The organism is Pseudomonas sp. NPDC088890 (genome assembly GCF_044900155.1).
Classification (GTDB): Bacteria; Pseudomonadota; Gammaproteobacteria; order Pseudomonadales; family Pseudomonadaceae; genus Aquipseudomonas; species Aquipseudomonas urmiensis.
Genome location: NZ_JBJDNG010000006.1, coordinates 42951 through 59148, shown reverse-complemented (window position 1 = coordinate 59148; position 16198 = coordinate 42951). Strand labels below are relative to the sequence as shown.

The 16198-nt window shown below is 61.6% G+C and carries 12 protein-coding genes; 5 read left to right on the top strand and 7 right to left on the bottom strand.

Annotated features, from left to right (window positions below; genetic code table 11):
- Window positions 1–181 precede the first annotated feature (181 nt).
- Both ettA and ACI2JX_RS14380 read right to left on the bottom strand, forming a co-directional pair.
- Window positions 182–1849, bottom strand: coding sequence for an energy-dependent translational throttle protein EttA (ettA, locus tag ACI2JX_RS14385; protein WP_186554239.1), 1668 nt, complete (start codon window positions 1847–1849; stop codon window positions 182–184).
- A gap of 329 nt (window positions 1850–2178) precedes the next feature.
- Window positions 2179–2580, bottom strand: a complete 402-nt coding sequence (locus ACI2JX_RS14380; protein WP_404690337.1) for a hypothetical protein — start codon at window positions 2578–2580, stop codon at window positions 2179–2181.
- A 250-nt stretch (window positions 2581–2830) separates the two neighbouring features.
- On the opposite strand from ACI2JX_RS14380, the gene ACI2JX_RS14375 reads away from it, so the two are divergent.
- Window positions 2831–6661 carry an EAL domain-containing protein gene (locus ACI2JX_RS14375; protein ID WP_404690336.1) on the top strand — a complete coding sequence of 1277 codons (3831 nt, stop codon included), beginning with the start codon at window positions 2831–2833 and terminating at the stop codon, window positions 6659–6661.
- Window positions 6662–6855: 194 nt separating this feature from the next.
- Window positions 6856–8109, top strand: a complete 1254-nt coding sequence (gene glyA / locus ACI2JX_RS14370; protein WP_186554242.1) for a serine hydroxymethyltransferase — start codon at window positions 6856–6858, stop codon at window positions 8107–8109.
- Window positions 8110–8263: 154 nt separating this feature from the next.
- On the opposite strand, the gene yjiA is transcribed toward glyA, so the two are convergent.
- The 3 genes from yjiA to ACI2JX_RS14355 all read right to left on the bottom strand — a co-directional run bounded on the left by yjiA (window position 8264) and on the right by ACI2JX_RS14355 (window position 11600).
- Window positions 8264–9241, bottom strand: coding sequence for a GTPase (gene yjiA / locus ACI2JX_RS14365; RefSeq protein WP_368972155.1), 978 nt, complete (start codon window positions 9239–9241; stop codon window positions 8264–8266).
- 77 nt (window positions 9242–9318) lie between these two features.
- A complete protein-coding gene (locus ACI2JX_RS14360; RefSeq protein ID WP_119145888.1) occupies window positions 9319–9516 on the bottom strand; it encodes a YbdD/YjiX family protein in 198 nt (65 codons plus the stop codon).
- Between the two features lie 17 nt (window positions 9517–9533).
- A complete protein-coding gene (locus tag ACI2JX_RS14355) occupies window positions 9534–11600 on the bottom strand; it encodes a carbon starvation CstA family protein (protein ID WP_186554244.1) in 2067 nt (688 codons plus the stop codon).
- A gap of 165 nt (window positions 11601–11765) precedes the next feature.
- On the opposite strand from ACI2JX_RS14355, the gene ACI2JX_RS14350 reads away from it, so the two are divergent.
- Together ACI2JX_RS14350 and ACI2JX_RS14345 are read left to right on the top strand one after the other, a co-directional pair.
- On the top strand, window positions 11766–12134 hold the full coding sequence (locus ACI2JX_RS14350) for a PilZ domain-containing protein (protein WP_404690335.1): 369 nt from the start codon (window positions 11766–11768) through the stop codon (window positions 12132–12134).
- Window positions 12135–12394: 260 nt separating this feature from the next.
- Window positions 12395–13912 (top strand): nucleobase:cation symporter-2 family protein, encoded by a 1518-nt coding sequence (locus ACI2JX_RS14345; protein WP_186554246.1) that lies wholly within the window; start codon window positions 12395–12397, stop codon window positions 13910–13912.
- Between the two features lie 72 nt (window positions 13913–13984).
- On the opposite strand, the gene ACI2JX_RS14340 is transcribed toward ACI2JX_RS14345, so the two are convergent.
- On the bottom strand, window positions 13985–14113 hold the full coding sequence (locus ACI2JX_RS14340; protein ID WP_404690334.1) for a hypothetical protein: 129 nt from the start codon (window positions 14111–14113) through the stop codon (window positions 13985–13987).
- 37 nt (window positions 14114–14150) lie between these two features.
- Window positions 14151–15518 (bottom strand): DNA repair protein RadA, encoded by a 1368-nt coding sequence (radA, locus tag ACI2JX_RS14335; protein ID WP_186554254.1) that lies wholly within the window; start codon window positions 15516–15518, stop codon window positions 14151–14153.
- A gap of 177 nt (window positions 15519–15695) precedes the next feature.
- On the opposite strand from radA, the gene mscL reads away from it, so the two are divergent.
- On the top strand, window positions 15696–16115 hold the full coding sequence (gene mscL / locus ACI2JX_RS14330) for a large-conductance mechanosensitive channel protein MscL (protein ID WP_264234685.1): 420 nt from the start codon (window positions 15696–15698) through the stop codon (window positions 16113–16115).
- Window positions 16116–16198: the final 83 nt, after the last annotated feature.

Below are 16198 nucleotides of genomic sequence, written 5' to 3'. Positions count from 1 at the left end.
AGTGTATACAAAACCACAGACACCATCGTGGGAGCGGGCTTGCCCCGCGATAGCAGCGAAACTAACGACCACGTAGTCCTTAAAGCGCAATCGCAGGCCAACCCCCGCTCCAACGCAGCGCTTGCAACAGGCACAAAAATGGGGCCCCGAAGGGCCCCATTTTTGTGCAACTAAAACCGGCTTACTGCGCCAGCTTCTTGTGCCGTACCCGATGCGGCTGGGCAGCAGCATCGCCCAGGCGCTTCTTGCGATCGGCTTCGTACTCGGTGTAGTTACCTTCGAAGAACACCACGTTCGAGTCGTCTTCGTATGCCAGGATGTGGGTAGCCACACGGTCCAGGAACCAGCGATCGTGAGAAATCACGATGGCGGCGCCCGGGAAGTCCAGCAGGGCTTCCTCCAGCGAACGCAGGGTTTCGACGTCGAGGTCGTTGGACGGTTCGTCGAGCAGCAGGACGTTACCGCCCTCCTTCAGGGTCAGGGCCAGGTGCAGACGGCCACGCTCACCACCGGAGAGGTCCTTGACGAACTTCTGCTGGTCGCCGCCCTTGAAGTTGAAGCGGCCAACGTAGGTGCGCGCCGGGATCTCGTAGTTGCCGATGCGGATCTGGTCGGAACCGTCGGAGATCTGCTGGAACACGGTCTTGTTGCCGTCAAGATCTTCGCGGCTCTGGTCGACACAGGCCAACTGCACGGTTTCACCGATCTCGATGCTGCCCGAATCTGGCTGCTCCTTGCCCATCAGCATGCGGAACAGGGTCGATTTACCGGCACCGTTACCACCGATCACACCCACGATGGCGCCTTTAGGCATGGCGAACGAGAGGTTCTCGACCAGTACGCGATCGCCGTAGCCCTTGGTGACGTTCTTGAACTCGATGACCTTGTCGCCCAGGCGCGGACCGGCCGGGATGTAGATCTCGTTGGTCTCGCTGCGCTTCTGGAATTCCTGCGACTGCATTTCTTCGAAGCGAGCCAGACGGGCCTTGGATTTCGACTGACGAGCCTTGGCGCCTTTGCGCACCCACTCCAGCTCTTCCTTCATGGCCTTCTCGTGGGCGCTCTGCTGCTTGGATTCCTGCGCCAGACGATCCGACTTGGCCTCCAGCCAGCCCGAGTAGTTGCCTTCGTATGGGATACCCGCACCACGGTCCAGTTCGAGGATCCAGCCGGCGACGTTGTCGAGGAAGTAGCGGTCGTGGGTAATCGCCACCACGGTGCCCGGGAAGTCGTGCAGGAAGCGCTCCAGCCAGGCCACAGAATCGGCGTCCAGGTGGTTGGTTGGTTCGTCGAGCAGGAGCATGTCAGGGGCCGACAGCAGCAGGCGGCACAGGGCCACACGGCGCTTTTCACCACCGGACAGATGCTCGACCTTGGCGTCCCAGGCCGGCAGGCGCAGGGCGTCGGCGGCGACTTCCAGCTGGCGCTCCAGGTTATGGCCGTCGGCAGCCTGCAGGATCGCCTCGAGCTTGGCCTGTTCGGCAGCCAGCTTGTCGAAGTCGGCATCCGGGTCAGCGTAGGCGGCGTAGACCTCATCCAGACGCGCTTGGGCGTCCTTGATCACGCTGACCGCTTCCTCGACCACTTCACGCACGGTCTTGGTAGGGTCCAGCTGCGGCTCCTGCGGCAGGTAGCCGACATTGAGCTCCGGCATTGGCCGGGCTTCGCCGTCGAACTCTTTGTCGACGCCGGCCATGATTTTCAGCAAGGTCGATTTACCCGAGCCGTTGAGGCCGAGCACGCCAATCTTGGCGCCAGGGAAGAACGACAGGGAAATGTTCTTCAGGATTTCCCGCTTCGGCGGCACGACCTTGCTCAGCCGATGCATGGTGTAGACGTATTGAGCCAAAACCAAGCCCTCTATCAGATAGGTAAAGACATCGACGTACGACCTGGCTGATGCCAGGGGGATGTGTTTACGGGGTGTCATTGAACAAAGTCGACCATTCTACGCCAAGTCGTGACGTTATACAGATGGCCGGATGGCGGACCGGAGCTAGGCTGATCGGCAAGGTGATGTTTGGACTGCCCAGATTAGCCGCGTCTGGATTGGGGCCGCTTTGCGGCCCTTCGCGGGCAAGCCCGCTCCCACAGGGATTGCGTTTGCCTCAAGAGCGACGCGGAGCCTGTGGGAGCGGGCTTGCCCGCGAAGGGCTGCAAAGCAGCCCCTGACGTTACTCAACCGCGACGTGCTTGCACGCCACGCGGCAGGCGATTGCCGGCCTGCTCGGCCAGACGCGCAGCCCACGCAGCCTTGGCATTGTAGCCAGGCGTCGCCGCGGGTTTGCTGACAGGCTGAACCACAGGCTTGCTGACAGGCTTGGCGGCGGCCGGCTTGGCCACAGGTGCGCCAGCAGCGGCGCCAGCAACAGCGACAGGCTCGGCAACCGTCTTCGCCGACTTACGCAGTTCAGCCAACGACGGGCTCTTGCGCACAGTAGCGGCAGCGGCATCCGCTTTGCTCAGCGTGCGCTGGCAGGACTTGCAAGATACGTCATCGGCCACGACAGTGCTGACCAGGGTCTGACTGCTGCGCCCGCAGGCGGAATCGAGGCCATTGGTGGAATAGTGGGTAACCAAAACCGTACATCTCCAGAAGCGTTGACAATGAAGCGGCCGGCATTCTCGCACAGGTTGCAGGGACTTGCCGACCAGCCCCAGCCAATCACGACCGTCGGCAACCCGACTACACACTGGCACTTTGCCATATTTGCAGGCATGCTAGCCGGCTCCATGTCTACAGATTTATAGTGCGCGCCGTGCTCAGGCACAGGCACGGCCCATGCATGTACCGTCCCTGCCATCGCCAGCCCAATCGCAGGACCACCGCTTGACCAATCTCAACCAACCGTCAATCTTGCGCCCTGCCCCCCCTGCCGGGACCGCCTCCCTGCGTGGCTCACTCAAGGGCACCCTGGCCTTGCTGGCGCTGGTTTTACTGGGCCTGCTGCTGTGGCAGCTGTTCGCCCAGTTCCGCCATACCCAGGCCGATCTGCGCCAACACAGCCTGATAGCGAGCGCTGAACTGGCCGATCACCTGAACCTGAACATGGCACTCAAAGCGCAGCAGGCGGTGAACCTGGTGCAGCCCTATGTCAAACCGCCGACGCCCGAAGCGCTGCCAGCGCTGCGCGCAACCTTGCAAGGGCGCCTGCCTGGCCTGCGCCATGTAGCCTGGTTGGACAGCAGTGGACGGATTCTGAGCGACAGCTTCGAGGGCAGTCCCGACCGCCAGATGATTGACGAGCTACTCCAACTCAATCAAGGACGCAGCTACTTCTTCACCAATTCGCCCGACAACAGCTTGATCTATCTGCTGCTGCGCCAACCTGCCGAACAGGGCCGCGGCTACTGGCTACTGCGCCTGTCGGCAGATTACTACCTGCAACTGACGGCGCACCTGGACGGCCCCGATCACCCACTCTGGCTGCTGGAAAACAGCCGCAGTGGCGAAGTGCTCGAACGCCATGGGCCTACCCCGGTCAGTGACCAGCCGCTACAAAGTGTGATGCTGGCATTCATCGATAACAGCACCTGGCAACTGCGCGGTCTGTATGACGTCGGCCAGGCGCAGCAGAAATTACTGCCCGCATTGATCGGCAAATGCCTGCTGGTGCTGATCTGCGCGCTGCTGCCGTTGCTCGCGCTGATCAACATGCGCCGTCGTCAGCGCGCCTTGCAGGAAGATCGACGACGCTATCAGGAGATCTTCGATGGCACGGGCGTGGCCTTGTGCGTGCTGGACTTGTCCAGCCTGCCCGGACAACTCGACCGCTATCACCTGCGCAATCATGCCGCCCTCAAGCAAAGCCTGGCGCTCGACCCTGGCTTGCGCCGCTCGTTGCTGCAAGAACTGAAGATCACCGAGATCAATGAAGTCGCCCGCCAACTGCTCAATGTTCAGTGCAACGAGGGCGCCTGGCAGCGGCTGATCGAAGGTACCGGTGATGGCCGTGAAAGCGTTGGCATGCAACTGATCGATGCGTTGATCGAGCAGCGCATGCTGCTCGAACTGGAAGTGCGCCTGCCCGCCCCCCTGGGCGGCGAGCTGCACCTGTGGCTGATGTCGCGCCTGCCATTGCAACGCCGCGACTACCAGGCGGTGATCCTCAGTATCAGCGACATCACCAGCCGCAAGCAGGTCGAGCTGTCGTTGCTCGAGCGCGAGAGCTTCTGGTCGGACGTTGTGCGCACCGTGCCCGACCAGCTCTATGTGCAGGACGTTGCCAGCCAGCGGATGATCTTCAGCAACCGCCACCTGGGCCAGACCCTGGGCTACGACCGCGCCGAACTGGCGCAGATGGGCGACCGCTTCTGGGAGCTGCTGCTTCACCCCGAAGACGCCGCGCATTATCGCGAGCTGCGCCAGCTACAGCGCGACAGCGGGCACAGCCAATCGCTGCACTGCCAGCTGCGCTTCCGCCACCGGGATGGCAACTGGCGCTGCTACGACATCCGCGAGCAGGTGCTGACCCGCGACAGCGATGACCAGGTCACCCGCATCATCGGCGTAGGCAAGGATGTCACGGTGCAGATCGAGGCCAGCGAGTCGTTGCGTGACAGCGAGCAGCGCTACCGTATGCTCGCCGAAAGCATCAGCGACGTGATCTTCTCTACCGACAACAACCTGCAGCTCAACTACGTCAGCCCCTCGGTGCTGGCGGTACTGGGTTATCAGGCCGACTGGATCTTCGACAACGGCTGGCAATCGATCGTCGCCAATCCAGCTCAACTGACGGGCATCTATAGCCTGATGGAGCGGGTCAGCAAGGTCCTTGATGACCCTGAGCAGCTGGCCAAACTGCGCCGCGAACTGCCCACCCAGCTGTTTGTATTCGACTGCTTGCGCGCCGATGGCCGCAAGATCCCTATCGAACTGCGCCTGGTGCTGGTGTGGGATGAGCACGAGCGCTTCGAAGGCGTTCTCGGCGTGGGCCGTGACATCAGCCAACAGCGCCGAGCCGAAAAAGACCTGCGCATGGCTGCCACGGTATTCGAGCACTCGACCTCGGCCATCCTCATCACTGACCCTGCCGGCTATATCGTCCAGGCCAACGAAGCGTTCAGCCGGGTCAGTGGCTATGCGGTCGATGAGGTGCTCGACCAACTGCCGGGCATGCTCACCGTCGAAGAGCAACAGGATGCGCACCTGGGCTATATCCTCAAGCAGCTGCACCAGCGTGGCAGCTGGGAGGGCGAGGTGTGGCTCAAGCGTCGCGATGGCGAGCATTATCCGGCCTGGGTCGGGATTACCGCTGTGCTCGACGATGAGGGCGACCTGGCCAGCTACGTGTGCTTCTTCACCGACATCAGTGAGCGCAAGGCCAGCGAACAACGCATCCACCGCCTGGCGTACTACGACGCCCTGACCCACTTGCCCAATCGCACGCTGTTCCAGGACCGGCTGTATACCGCCCTGCAGCAAGCCGAACGGCAAAAATCCTGGGTGGTGCTGATGTTCCTCGACCTTGACCGGTTCAAGCCGATCAACGACTCGCTCGGCCATGCCGCAGGCGATCGCATGCTCAAGGACATGGCCCAGCGTCTGCTTGAGTGCGTCGATAACGATGACACCGTGGCGCGCATGGGCGGCGACGAATTCACTCTGCTGCTGCAACCCAAGGCTTCGCGCGAGCAGGCGTTGAACCGCGCCATCCATGTGGCCGAGAATATCCTCGGCAGCCTGGTGCGGCCTTTCGTCCTGGAGAACCGCGAGTTCTTCGTCACTGCCAGCATCGGCATCGCACTGAGCCCGCAGGATGGCAGCGAGCTCAGCCAGCTGATGAAGAACGCCGACACCGCCATGTACCACGCCAAGGAGCGCGGCAAGAACAACTTCCAGTTCTACCAGACCGAGATGAACGCCAGCGCCCTGGAGCGCCTGGAGCTGGAGAGCGACCTGCGCCATGCCCTGGAGCAGAACGAGTTCATCCTTTATTACCAGCCGCAGTTCAGCGGTGATGGCAAACGCCTGACCGGCGCCGAGGCGCTGCTGCGCTGGCGGCATCCGCGGCGCGGCCTGGTGCCGCCGGGGGACTTCATCCCGGTGATCGAAGAGCTCGGCCTGGTGGTCGACGTTGGCGATTGGGTACTGCGCGAGGCCAGCCGCCAGCTCAAGGCCTGGCACCAGGCCAAGGTACGGGTGCCCAAGGTCTCGGTGAACATCTCGGCGCGGCAGTTCTCCGATGGTCAGCTTGGCACGCGGATCGCCACCATCCTTGAAGAAACCGGCCTGCCGCCGGCGTGCCTGGAGCTTGAACTGACCGAAAGTATCCTGATGCGCGAAGTGCATGAGGCGATGCAGATCCTCGACAGCCTGAAAATGCTGGGGCTGAGCATCGCGGTCGACGACTTCGGCACCGGCTACTCGTCACTCAACTACCTCAAGCAGTTCCCCATCGACGTGCTGAAGATCGACCGCACCTTCGTCGATGGGTTGCCTGAAGGCGAACAGGACGCGCAGATCGCCCGCGCTATCATCGCCATGGCTCACAGCCTCAACCTGGCAGTGATCGCCGAAGGCGTGGAGACCCATGAGCAGTTGGAGTTCCTCCGCGAACATGGCTGCGACGAGGTACAGGGCTACCTGTTCGGCCGGCCGATGCCGGCCAATCAGTTCGAGGCGCAGTTCAGTAACGAGACGCTGTTCATGTTCCAGTGAGGCGAATTCTGCTCATCTGCACCGGCTTTTAAAAACGGACCTGAGAGTCAACTGAAAATCCCAGCCAGCCCAGATGGGCCGCGGCATGCCACATGAACTCCATTGGTCCGCGACATGACGCCACTTCATATGCCAGGGGCGAATCAATCGGTTAGAATGCACACCCAATTCTGCCCCGATCCTTGAGGACCGCCATGTTCAGCCGTGATTTGACCATTGCCAAGTACGACGCCGATCTGTTTGCCGCCATGGAGCAAGAAGCTCAGCGTCAGGAAGAGCATATCGAGCTGATCGCTTCGGAAAACTACACAAGCCCAGCTGTCATGGAAGCCCAGGGTTCGGTACTGACCAACAAGTACGCCGAAGGCTACCCAGGCAAGCGCTACTACGGTGGTTGCGAGTACGTCGACGTGGTCGAGCAACTGGCCATCGACCGCGCCAAAGAACTGTTCGGCGCCGACTACGCCAACGTCCAGCCACACGCCGGTTCCCAGGCCAACGCCGCGGTCTACCTGGCCCTGCTGTCGGCCGGTGACACCATCCTGGGCATGAGCCTGGCCCACGGCGGTCACCTGACCCACGGCGCCAGCGTTTCGTCCTCCGGCAAGCTGTACAACGCCATCCAGTACGGTATCGACGGCAACGGCCTGATCGACTACGACGAAGTCGAGCGTCTGGCTGTCGAGCACAAGCCGAAGATGATCGTTGCTGGCTTCTCTGCCTACTCGCAGGTGCTGGACTTCCCACGCTTCCGCGCAATCGCCGACAAGGTCGGTGCCTACCTGTTCGTCGACATGGCTCACGTCGCCGGTCTGGTCGCCGCTGGCGTCTACCCGAACCCAGTGCCATTCGCCGACGTGGTCACCACCACCACCCACAAGACCCTGCGCGGTCCACGTGGCGGCCTGATCCTGGCCCGTGCCAACGCCGACATCGAGAAGAAGCTCAACTCGGCAGTATTCCCAGGCGCCCAAGGTGGCCCGCTGGAGCACGTCATCGCAGCCAAGGCGATCTGCTTCAAGGAAGCCCTGCAGCCTGAGTTCAAGGCTTACCAGCAGCAAGTGGTGAAGAACGCCCAGGCCATGGCCAGCGTGTTCATCGAGCGCGGTTTCGACGTGGTTTCCGGCGGTACTGAAAACCACCTGTTCCTGCTGTCGCTGATCAAGCAGGAAATCTCCGGTAAGGACGCTGATGCCGCACTGGGCAAAGCCTTCATCACCGTCAACAAGAACTCGGTGCCGAACGACCCACGTTCGCCATTCGTCACTTCGGGCCTGCGTTTCGGCACCCCAGCCGTCACCACCCGTGGCTTCAAGGAAACCGAGTGCCGCGAGCTGGCCGGCTGGATCTGCGACATCCTCGCCGACCTGAACAACGAAGCGGTGATCGACGCCGTGCGTGAGAAGGTCAAGGCTATCTGCAAGAAGCTGCCGGTTTACGGCAACTAAGAGCGCCTATCCGACGGCCTGATCGTCGGGTATGAAAAACCGCTGCCAGGTAACTGGTAGCGGTTTTTTGTTGAGCTTGCGCCAAGTGCAGAACCTGAAGTGCGTTACAAAACTTACCGGCATGCGCCAGGCAGCCTTGATGCGATCTGCATCTTCAGTCCGCGCTCAATGCGTCGAAGCCTGAACGAATCTTCTCCTCTGGCAACTCATCACCAATAAACACCATCACGCTCTCCCGCGCTTCCCCTTGTTTCCACTCAGTATCCCAGTCAAAGCCATACAGCTTCAGCACGCCCTGGAACACCAGTCGGCGCTGTTCTCCGGCGATGTTCAACACGCCTTTATAACGCAGCAGTTGCTTGCCGTGGCTTTCCAGCAGCTCGTTCATGAAGTCGCTGAGGCGGTCGATATCCAGCGCGGTTTCGGTGCGCAGGACCAAGGTCGAGATGCGGTCCGGGGTGGCCGGTTTGAGCACCGGGCGCAAGCTTGGCTTGAGGCTCACACCCAAATCGGTATTGAGGTTGAAGCCGCGCACATCGAGCAGTTCGGCCAGATCGATGCGGCCATGCTCAACCACGCGGATGCCCGCTCGACCGTTGATCCGCGCCAGCCGTTCGCGCAGTGCTTGCACCGCCTGCGGCTCGACCAGATCGGTCTTGCTCAGCAGTAGACGATCGGCAAAACCCACCTGCGCCTGGGCGATGGCCTGGGTCAGGTGCAGCTCGGCATGCGCGGCATCGACCAAGGTGATAATGCCGTCGAGGATGTAGCGCTCGCGCAGTTCCTCGTCGATGAAGAAGGTCTGCGCCACCGGCGCAGGATCAGCCAGGCCGGTGCATTCGATCACCAGCCGGTCAAAGGCGATTTCACCAGCGTCCAGGCGCTCGAGCAGCAGGTACAGGGCCTTGGTCAAGTCGGTGTGGATGGTGCAGCACACGCAGCCATTGGCCAAAGTCATGACCTGTACTGGCTCATCGCCCAGCAACTGGCTGTCGATGCCGGCTTCGCTGAACTCGTTTTCGATCACCGCCAGCTTCAGGCCATGCTCGGCCTTGAGCATGTGCTTGAGCAGGGTGGTCTTGCCGGCACCGAGAAAGCCGGTCAGGACAGTTACGGGAATGGGCGCTTGCACGCAGAAATCTCCTCAAGCCGAAAATGAAAGTGGGAGCCGGTTACCCAGGCTCCCACAGGTTCACGCTTGCCGCTGGTTCAACAGCACTTAGGCCCTGACTTGCCACCGTAACGGGCTTCCTGGCGCTCTCGGAAGAACTCCTCGTAGCTCATCACCGGCTTGTCCGGATGCTTGCCCTGCATGTGTTCGACATAGTTGTCGTAGTCGGGCATGCCGACCATCAGGCGGGCAGCCTGCCCCAGGTACTTACCCAGTCGACCCAGGTCGTTGAACATCGCTGCAATCCTCTCGTTTACGCGTCAGGCAAGGCCTGGAATGGGGTTTCTTTATCGCTGCGCTCCTTGTGACCCAAGGCGCGGTAGCCAACCTTGAGGGCGAAGAACAGGATGCTGAAGACCACCAGCAGGAACAGGATCGTCAGGCCAGCGTTGGTGTAGGCGTTGAAGATCACGTGCTGCATCTGGCCGATGTCCTTGGCCGGCGCCAGCACCTGACCGGCATCCAGCGCCACGCTGTACTTGTTGGCCAGGGCCAGGAAGCCAACTGCCGGGTTCGGGTCGAACAGCTTGATCAAGCCAGCAGTGGTGGTGCAGATCAGCAGCCATACCGCAGGCAGCAGGGTGACCCACATGTAGCGCTGACGCTTCATCTTGATCAACACCACGGTGCCGAGCATCAGGGCGATACCCGCCAGCATCTGGTTGGAGATACCGAACAGTGGCCACAAGGTGTTGATGCCGCCCAGCGGATCGATTACGCCCTGGTACAGCAGGTAGCCCCATAGCGCTACGCAGCCCGCGGTGGCGATCAGGTTGGCCGCCCACGACTCGGTGCGTTTGAGCGCCGGCACGAAGCTGCCCAGCAGGTCTTGCAGCATGAAGCGCCCGGCACGGGTACCGGCGTCCACTGCAGTGAGGATGAACAGCGCCTCGAACAGGATCGCGAAGTGGTACCAGAAGGCCATGGTGTTCTCACCCGGCAACACCTGGTGGAGGATCTGCGCGATACCCACCGCTAAGGTTGGCGCACCGCCGGCACGGGCCAGGATGGTGTGCTCGCCGATGTCGCGGGCAACCGCTTCGAGTTGCTCAGGGGTGATCAAGAAGCCCCAGCTGCTGACGGTCTGCGCCACCGATGCGACGTCGGCGCCGACTACTGCGGCCGGGCTGTTCATGGCGAAGTACACGCCTGGCTCGATCACCGAAGCGGCGACCATGGCCATGATGGCGACGAACGACTCCATCAGCATGCCGCCGTAGCCGATGTAGCGGGCGTTGGTTTCGTTGTCGAGCAGCTTGGGCGTGGTCCCCGAAGAGATCAGCGCATGGAAGCCGGACACCGCACCGCAAGCGATGGTGATGAACAGGAACGGGAACAGCGTGCCCTTCCACACCGGACCGGTGCCGTCGGTGAACTGGGTCAGGGCCGGCATCTTCAGTTCCGGCGCAATGATCAGGATACCGATGGCCAGGCCAACGATGGTGCCGATCTTGAGGAAGGTCGACAGGTAGTCACGCGGCGCCAGCACCAGCCAGACCGGCAGCACCGCCGCGACGAAGCCGTAGCCGACCAGCATCCAGGTGATCTGCACGCCAGTGAAGGTGAAGGCCGGGCCCCAAACCGGATCTGCGGCAATCAGGCCCCCCAGCCAGATCGACAGCAGCAGCAAGACCACACCGATGAGCGAAATCTCACCGATACGCCCCGGGCGGATGTAGCGCATATAAATGCCCATGAACATCGCGATCGGGATGGTCGCCATCACCGTGAACATGCCCCATGGGCTCTCGGCCAGGGCCTTGACCACGATCAGCGCCAGCACCGCGAGAATGATGATCATGATCAGGAAGCAGCCAAACAAGGCGATGGTGCCAGGGATCCTGCCCATCTCCTCGCGCACCATGTCGCCCAGCGAGCGGCCGTTGCGGCGGGTGGACATGAACAGGACCATGAAGTCCTGAACGGCACCGGCCAGCACCACGCCCGCGATCAGCCACAGCGTACCGGGCAAATAGCCCATCTGCGCCGCGAGCACCGGACCGACCAGCGGCCCTGCACCGGCGATCGCCGCGAAGTGGTGACCGAAGAGGATGTGCTTGTTGGTCGGGACATAGTCCAGACCATCGTTATTGAGTACCGCGGGCGTCGCCCGACGGGGGTCCAGTTGCATCACTTTGGTGGCGATGAACAGGCTGTAGTAGCGATAGGCGACCAAGTAGATAGCCACTGCCGCGACCACGATCCACAAGGCATTGATCGCCTCGCCGCGACGCAGGGCAACCACACCCAGCGCACAGGCTCCCAGGACTGCCAGCGCCAGCCACGGAAGGTGGCGTAGCAGGCTATTATTGTTGTTCATGGTTTACTTCCAGCTGGTGGATTGGAAAGACCGCCCATCGAGTCTAGGGCGTGTCATCGCGCATTGCCACACTTGCTTTGGTCTAGAGCCTTTGCTGCCCGTTTGCTTTACCTGATGCAGGTACGAAATTAACTATAGTCAGGATGTACTGCGGAGGGCTTTCCCATGAGCAACCACGATGAACGCCGGCGCTTTCAGCGCATTGCCTTCGATGCGCCTACTGAATTGCGCCAGGGCGACCGACGCTGGCCGGTAAAATTGCTCGATTTATCGCTCAAAGGACTGCTGATTCAACGACCTGAACCATGGGACGCCGATGCCACGCAAGACTTCGATGCAGTCATCCATCTTAGTGACCAACAGACCCAGCTGCGCATGCAGGTCGAACTGCGTCACGAAGAACCCGACCGGCTCGGATTTGTCTGCCTGCACATCGACATCAAATCGATGAGCCATTTGCACCGTCTTGTGGAATTGAACCTGGCTGACAGCACCGAAATGATGCGCGAACTGCGCGAACTCATCGAAGATTGATATCTCTTAGCTAGCTAACGTACTTCCCACCTTCTGTTTCCTGTCTACCCAGACAGCTTCTTGCGGGGCGTCTGGGCGCTTGTACACATCCATCCTGCACCGCCTCTGACTAGTTGGAACGCATTCTGCATTCAGTAAACGCGCTGTTTGCGGCCACCCTTGTGCGCGCTCCAATCAAAATATTGTATACAATTTTTGTGGCCATCTAATGTAGGAAGTGTCTACAGTAGCGGCACAACAATAAACAGAGAGCCTGCTCCATGACTACGTCCCCTAGCACGTCTCCCGCCCAACGCCCCGAGGACGAAAACCTCGGTCTGGGTGCCAACCTGGCTTATGGTCTGCAACACGTGCTGACCATGTATGGAGGGATCGTTGCAGTACCCCTGATCCTGGGGCAGGCTGCAGGTTTGAACCCTGCAGAAATCGGCCTGCTGATCGCCGCCTCGCTGTTTGCCGGTGGCCTGGCGACGCTGTTGCAGACCTTGGGCCTACCGTTCTTCGGCTGTCAGTTGCCGCTGGTACAGGGTGTGTCGTTCGCCGGTGTGGCGACCATGGGCGCTATCCTCAGTAGCGAAGGCGGCGGTGGCCTGCAGGGTGTATTGGGTGCGGTCATGGCGGCTTCGCTGATCGGCTTTCTGATTACCCCGGTGTTCTCGCGCATAACCAAATTCTTCCCGCCGTTGGTGACCGGTATCGTCATCACCACCATCGGCCTGACCCTGATGCCAGTCGCTGCACGCTGGGTGATGGGCGGCAACAGCGCCTCGCCGGAGTTCGGCAGCATGGCCAACATCGGCCTGGCGGCGGCGACCTTCGCCATCGTCCTGCTACTGAGCAAACTGGGCAGCGCGGCTATCTCGCGGTTGTCTATCTTGCTGGCAATGGTCGCCGGAACCCTGATCGCCTGGTCGCTGGGCATGGCTGACTTCAGCAAGGTCACCGAAGGCCCAATGTTCGCCTTCCCTACCCCGTTCCATTTCGGCATGCCGACCTTCCACATCGCTGCGATCCTGTCGATGTGCATCGTGATCATGGTAACCCTGGTGGAAACCTCGGCGGACATCCTCGCCGTCGGTGACATCATCGACACCAAGGTCGATTCCAAGCGCCTGGGTGATGGCCTGCGCGCCGACATGGCCTCGAGCATTCTCGCGCCGATCTTCGGCTCCTTCACCCAGAGCGCCTTTGCCCAGAACGTCGGCCTGGTGGCCGTGACCGGGGTCAAGAGCCGCTACGTGGTCGCTACCGGTGGCGTGATCCTGGTCGTGCTGGGCCTGCTGCCGATCATGGGCCGGGTGATTGCCGCAGTGCCGACGCCGGTGCTGGGCGGTGCAGGGATCGTGCTGTTCGGCACCGTTGCCGCCAGTGGCATCCGCACCCTGTCCAAGGTCAGCTACAAGAACAACGTCAACCTGATCATCGTCGCCGCCTCGCTGGGCTTTGGCATGATCCCGATCGCCGCACCGAACTTCTACCACCACTTCCCAAACTGGTTCGAGACCATTTTCCACTCCGGCATCAGCTCGGCGGCGATCATGGCGATTCTGCTCAACCTGATCTTCAACCACTTCACCACTGGCAACTCGGACCAACAGTCGGTATTTGCCGCCGCCTACGAGCGCACCATCCAGTACTCGGACATCTCGGCATTGCGCGATGGCGACTACTTCAAGGATGGCAAGCTGTTCGATGCCGAAGGTAATGAAGTGCCGCTGCTCGAAGCCGATGAGCATGGCGACGAGGCGCCGCGGCGCAAGGCCATTGCCGAGCATTGATCGCTGATCGAAGCGGTCAGGGGGGAGCCGATGCGCATCGTCGGCTCCCCTTTTTTGTGGGTGTTGATGACGCTATCGCGGGTGCACCATGCCGAGCTTGCCAGTCAGCGCCATGCGCTGGATCCGGCCGATCAGACGGTCGAGCACCAGCGGGCTGCGCAGGGTCGGGGTCGAGCTGTAGCTGCGACAGGCCCGCTGCACGGTGCGGTCGCCCAGCTTGCGATTGCAGAGAACCCGCTTACTCGAACAGGGCGTCCAAAGCCTGTTCCAGACGCGTCACGGCAATCACCTGCAAACCCGCTGGCGACTCCTTGGGCGCATTACCCTTGGGCACAATGGCGCGTTTGAAGCCGTGCTTGGCAGCCTCTTTGAGGCGCTCCTGGCCACTGGGCACGGGGCGCACTTCACCCGACAGGCCAATCTCGCCGAACACCAGCAGGCCGTGGGCCAATGGCCGGTTGCGCAGGCTGGACATGACGGCCGCCAGCAGCGCCAGGTCGGAGGCGGTTTCCAATACCTTGACCCCACCGACCACGTTGAGGAATACGTCCTGGTCATGGGTAGGAATGCCGCCATGGCGATGCAGTACCGCCAGCAACATGGCCAGGCGGTTCTGGTCCAGGCCCAAGGTGACTCGCCGTGGGTTGGCCAGGTGGCTGTCGTCGACCAGCGCCTGTACCTCGACCAACATCGGCCGGGTGCCTTCCCAGGTGGCCATCACCACGCTGCCCGGTACCTCTTCCTGGGTACGGTTGAGGAAGATCGCCGAAGGGTTGGAAACCTCCTTCAGACCACGATCGGTCATGCCGAACACGCCCAATTCATTGACCGCGCCGAAGCGGTTCTTCACTGCGCGCAGCAGACGCAGGCGGCCGTCCGACTCGCCCTCGAAATACAACACGGTATCGACCATGTGCTCCAGCACCCGCGGGCCGGCCAACGAGCCTTCCTTGGTAACGTGGCCGACCAGGAAAATCGCCGTGCCGCTCTGCTTGGCATAGCGCACCAGCAGCGCCGTGCTCTCGCGCACTTGCGCCACCCCGCCAGGCGCCGATTGCAGCTGCTCGGTGAAGATGGTCTGGATCGAGTCGATGACCATCACCCGCGGTTTTTCCACGCGCGCCGTGGCGATGATGGTTTCGATGCAGGTTTCGGTCATGACCTTGAGCTGATCCTGCGGCAACCCCAGGCGCCGTGAGCGCATCGCCACCTGCTGCTGGGATTCCTCGCCCGTCACGTATAACGCCGGCATGCCGGTGGCGATGTTGCACAGGGTCTGCAACAGGATGGTCGACTTGCCGATCCCTGGGTCTCCCCCAATCAGCACCACCGAGCCGTCGACCAGGCCACCACCGAGCACCCGATCCAACTCGGTGCTGCTGGTCGTGAAGCGCGGGATTTCTTCAACGCTGACCTCGGCCAGGGTCTTGATCTGCGCCTGCTGCCCAGTCCAGCCGGCGCGCCCGCTCGGCGCAGCCGCGCCGCCGCTCTCGATCATGGTTTCGGTCAGGGTGTTCCAAGCGCCGCACTCACCGCACTGGCCGGCCCATTTGGGGAAGGTCGCGCCGCACTCGGTGCAGCCATACAAGCGCTTGGCTTTGGCCATGGGGGCAGTCTCCTGGAAAAAACCGCCATAATAGCTGAGCTGGACGTGTCTCGAACGCCGTGGGATGCGACAAAACTATTCGATCTAACCGCAGTCTCTAGCTGCACACATCACGCATGAAGCGTTTAAGTGGCTTACACTGCGTTTACTTATCCATTTGTTACAAGGAACACAACCATGGGCATGATCAGTGAATTCAAGGCGTTTGCGGTCAAGGGCAATGTCGTCGACATGGCCGTCGGTATCATCATCGGCGCCGCCTTCGGCAAGATCGTTTCGTCTTTCGTCGGTGACGTGGTGATGCCACCGCTGGGCCTGCTGATCGGCGGCGTGGACTTCAGTGACCTGGCGATTACCCTCAAGGCGGCCGAGGGCGATGCTCCGGCAGTGATGCTGGCCTACGGCAAGTTCATCCAGACCGTGATCGACTTCCTCATCGTCGCCTTCGCCATCTTCATGGGGGTCAAAGTGATCAACCGCCTCAAGCGCGAAGAAGCCGTGGCGCCGAGCGTACCGCCAGCGCCTACCCCGCAGGAAACCCTGCTGACCGAGATTCGCGATCTGCTCAAGACGCAGAACCAGAATCGTCTGCCCTGACCGCAGCTACGAGCTGCAAGCGCCAAGCTGCAAGAAAAGCAGGGCCGCGCTCTGATCGGGCATTTCTTGGGCTTGGGGCTTGG

Bases quoted from the DNA above. Each gene is read 5' to 3' on its own strand.
- glyA (WP_186554242.1), top strand. From the start codon at position 6,856: ATGTTCAGCCGTGATTTGACCATTGCCAAGTACGACGCCGATCTGTTT.
- ACI2JX_RS14360 (WP_119145888.1), bottom strand. From the start codon at position 9,516: ATGTTCAACGACCTGGGTCGACTGGGTAAGTACCTGGGGCAGGCTGCC.
- ACI2JX_RS14355 (WP_186554244.1), bottom strand. From the start codon at position 11,600: ATGAACAACAATAATAGCCTGCTACGCCACCTTCCGTGGCTGGCGCTG.
- ACI2JX_RS14350 (WP_404690335.1), top strand. From the start codon at position 11,766: ATGAGCAACCACGATGAACGCCGGCGCTTTCAGCGCATTGCCTTCGAT.
- ACI2JX_RS14345 (WP_186554246.1), top strand. From the start codon at position 12,395: ATGACTACGTCCCCTAGCACGTCTCCCGCCCAACGCCCCGAGGACGAA.
- radA (WP_186554254.1), bottom strand. From the start codon at position 15,518: ATGGCCAAAGCCAAGCGCTTGTATGGCTGCACCGAGTGCGGCGCGACC.
- mscL (WP_264234685.1), top strand. From the start codon at position 15,696: ATGGGCATGATCAGTGAATTCAAGGCGTTTGCGGTCAAGGGCAATGTC.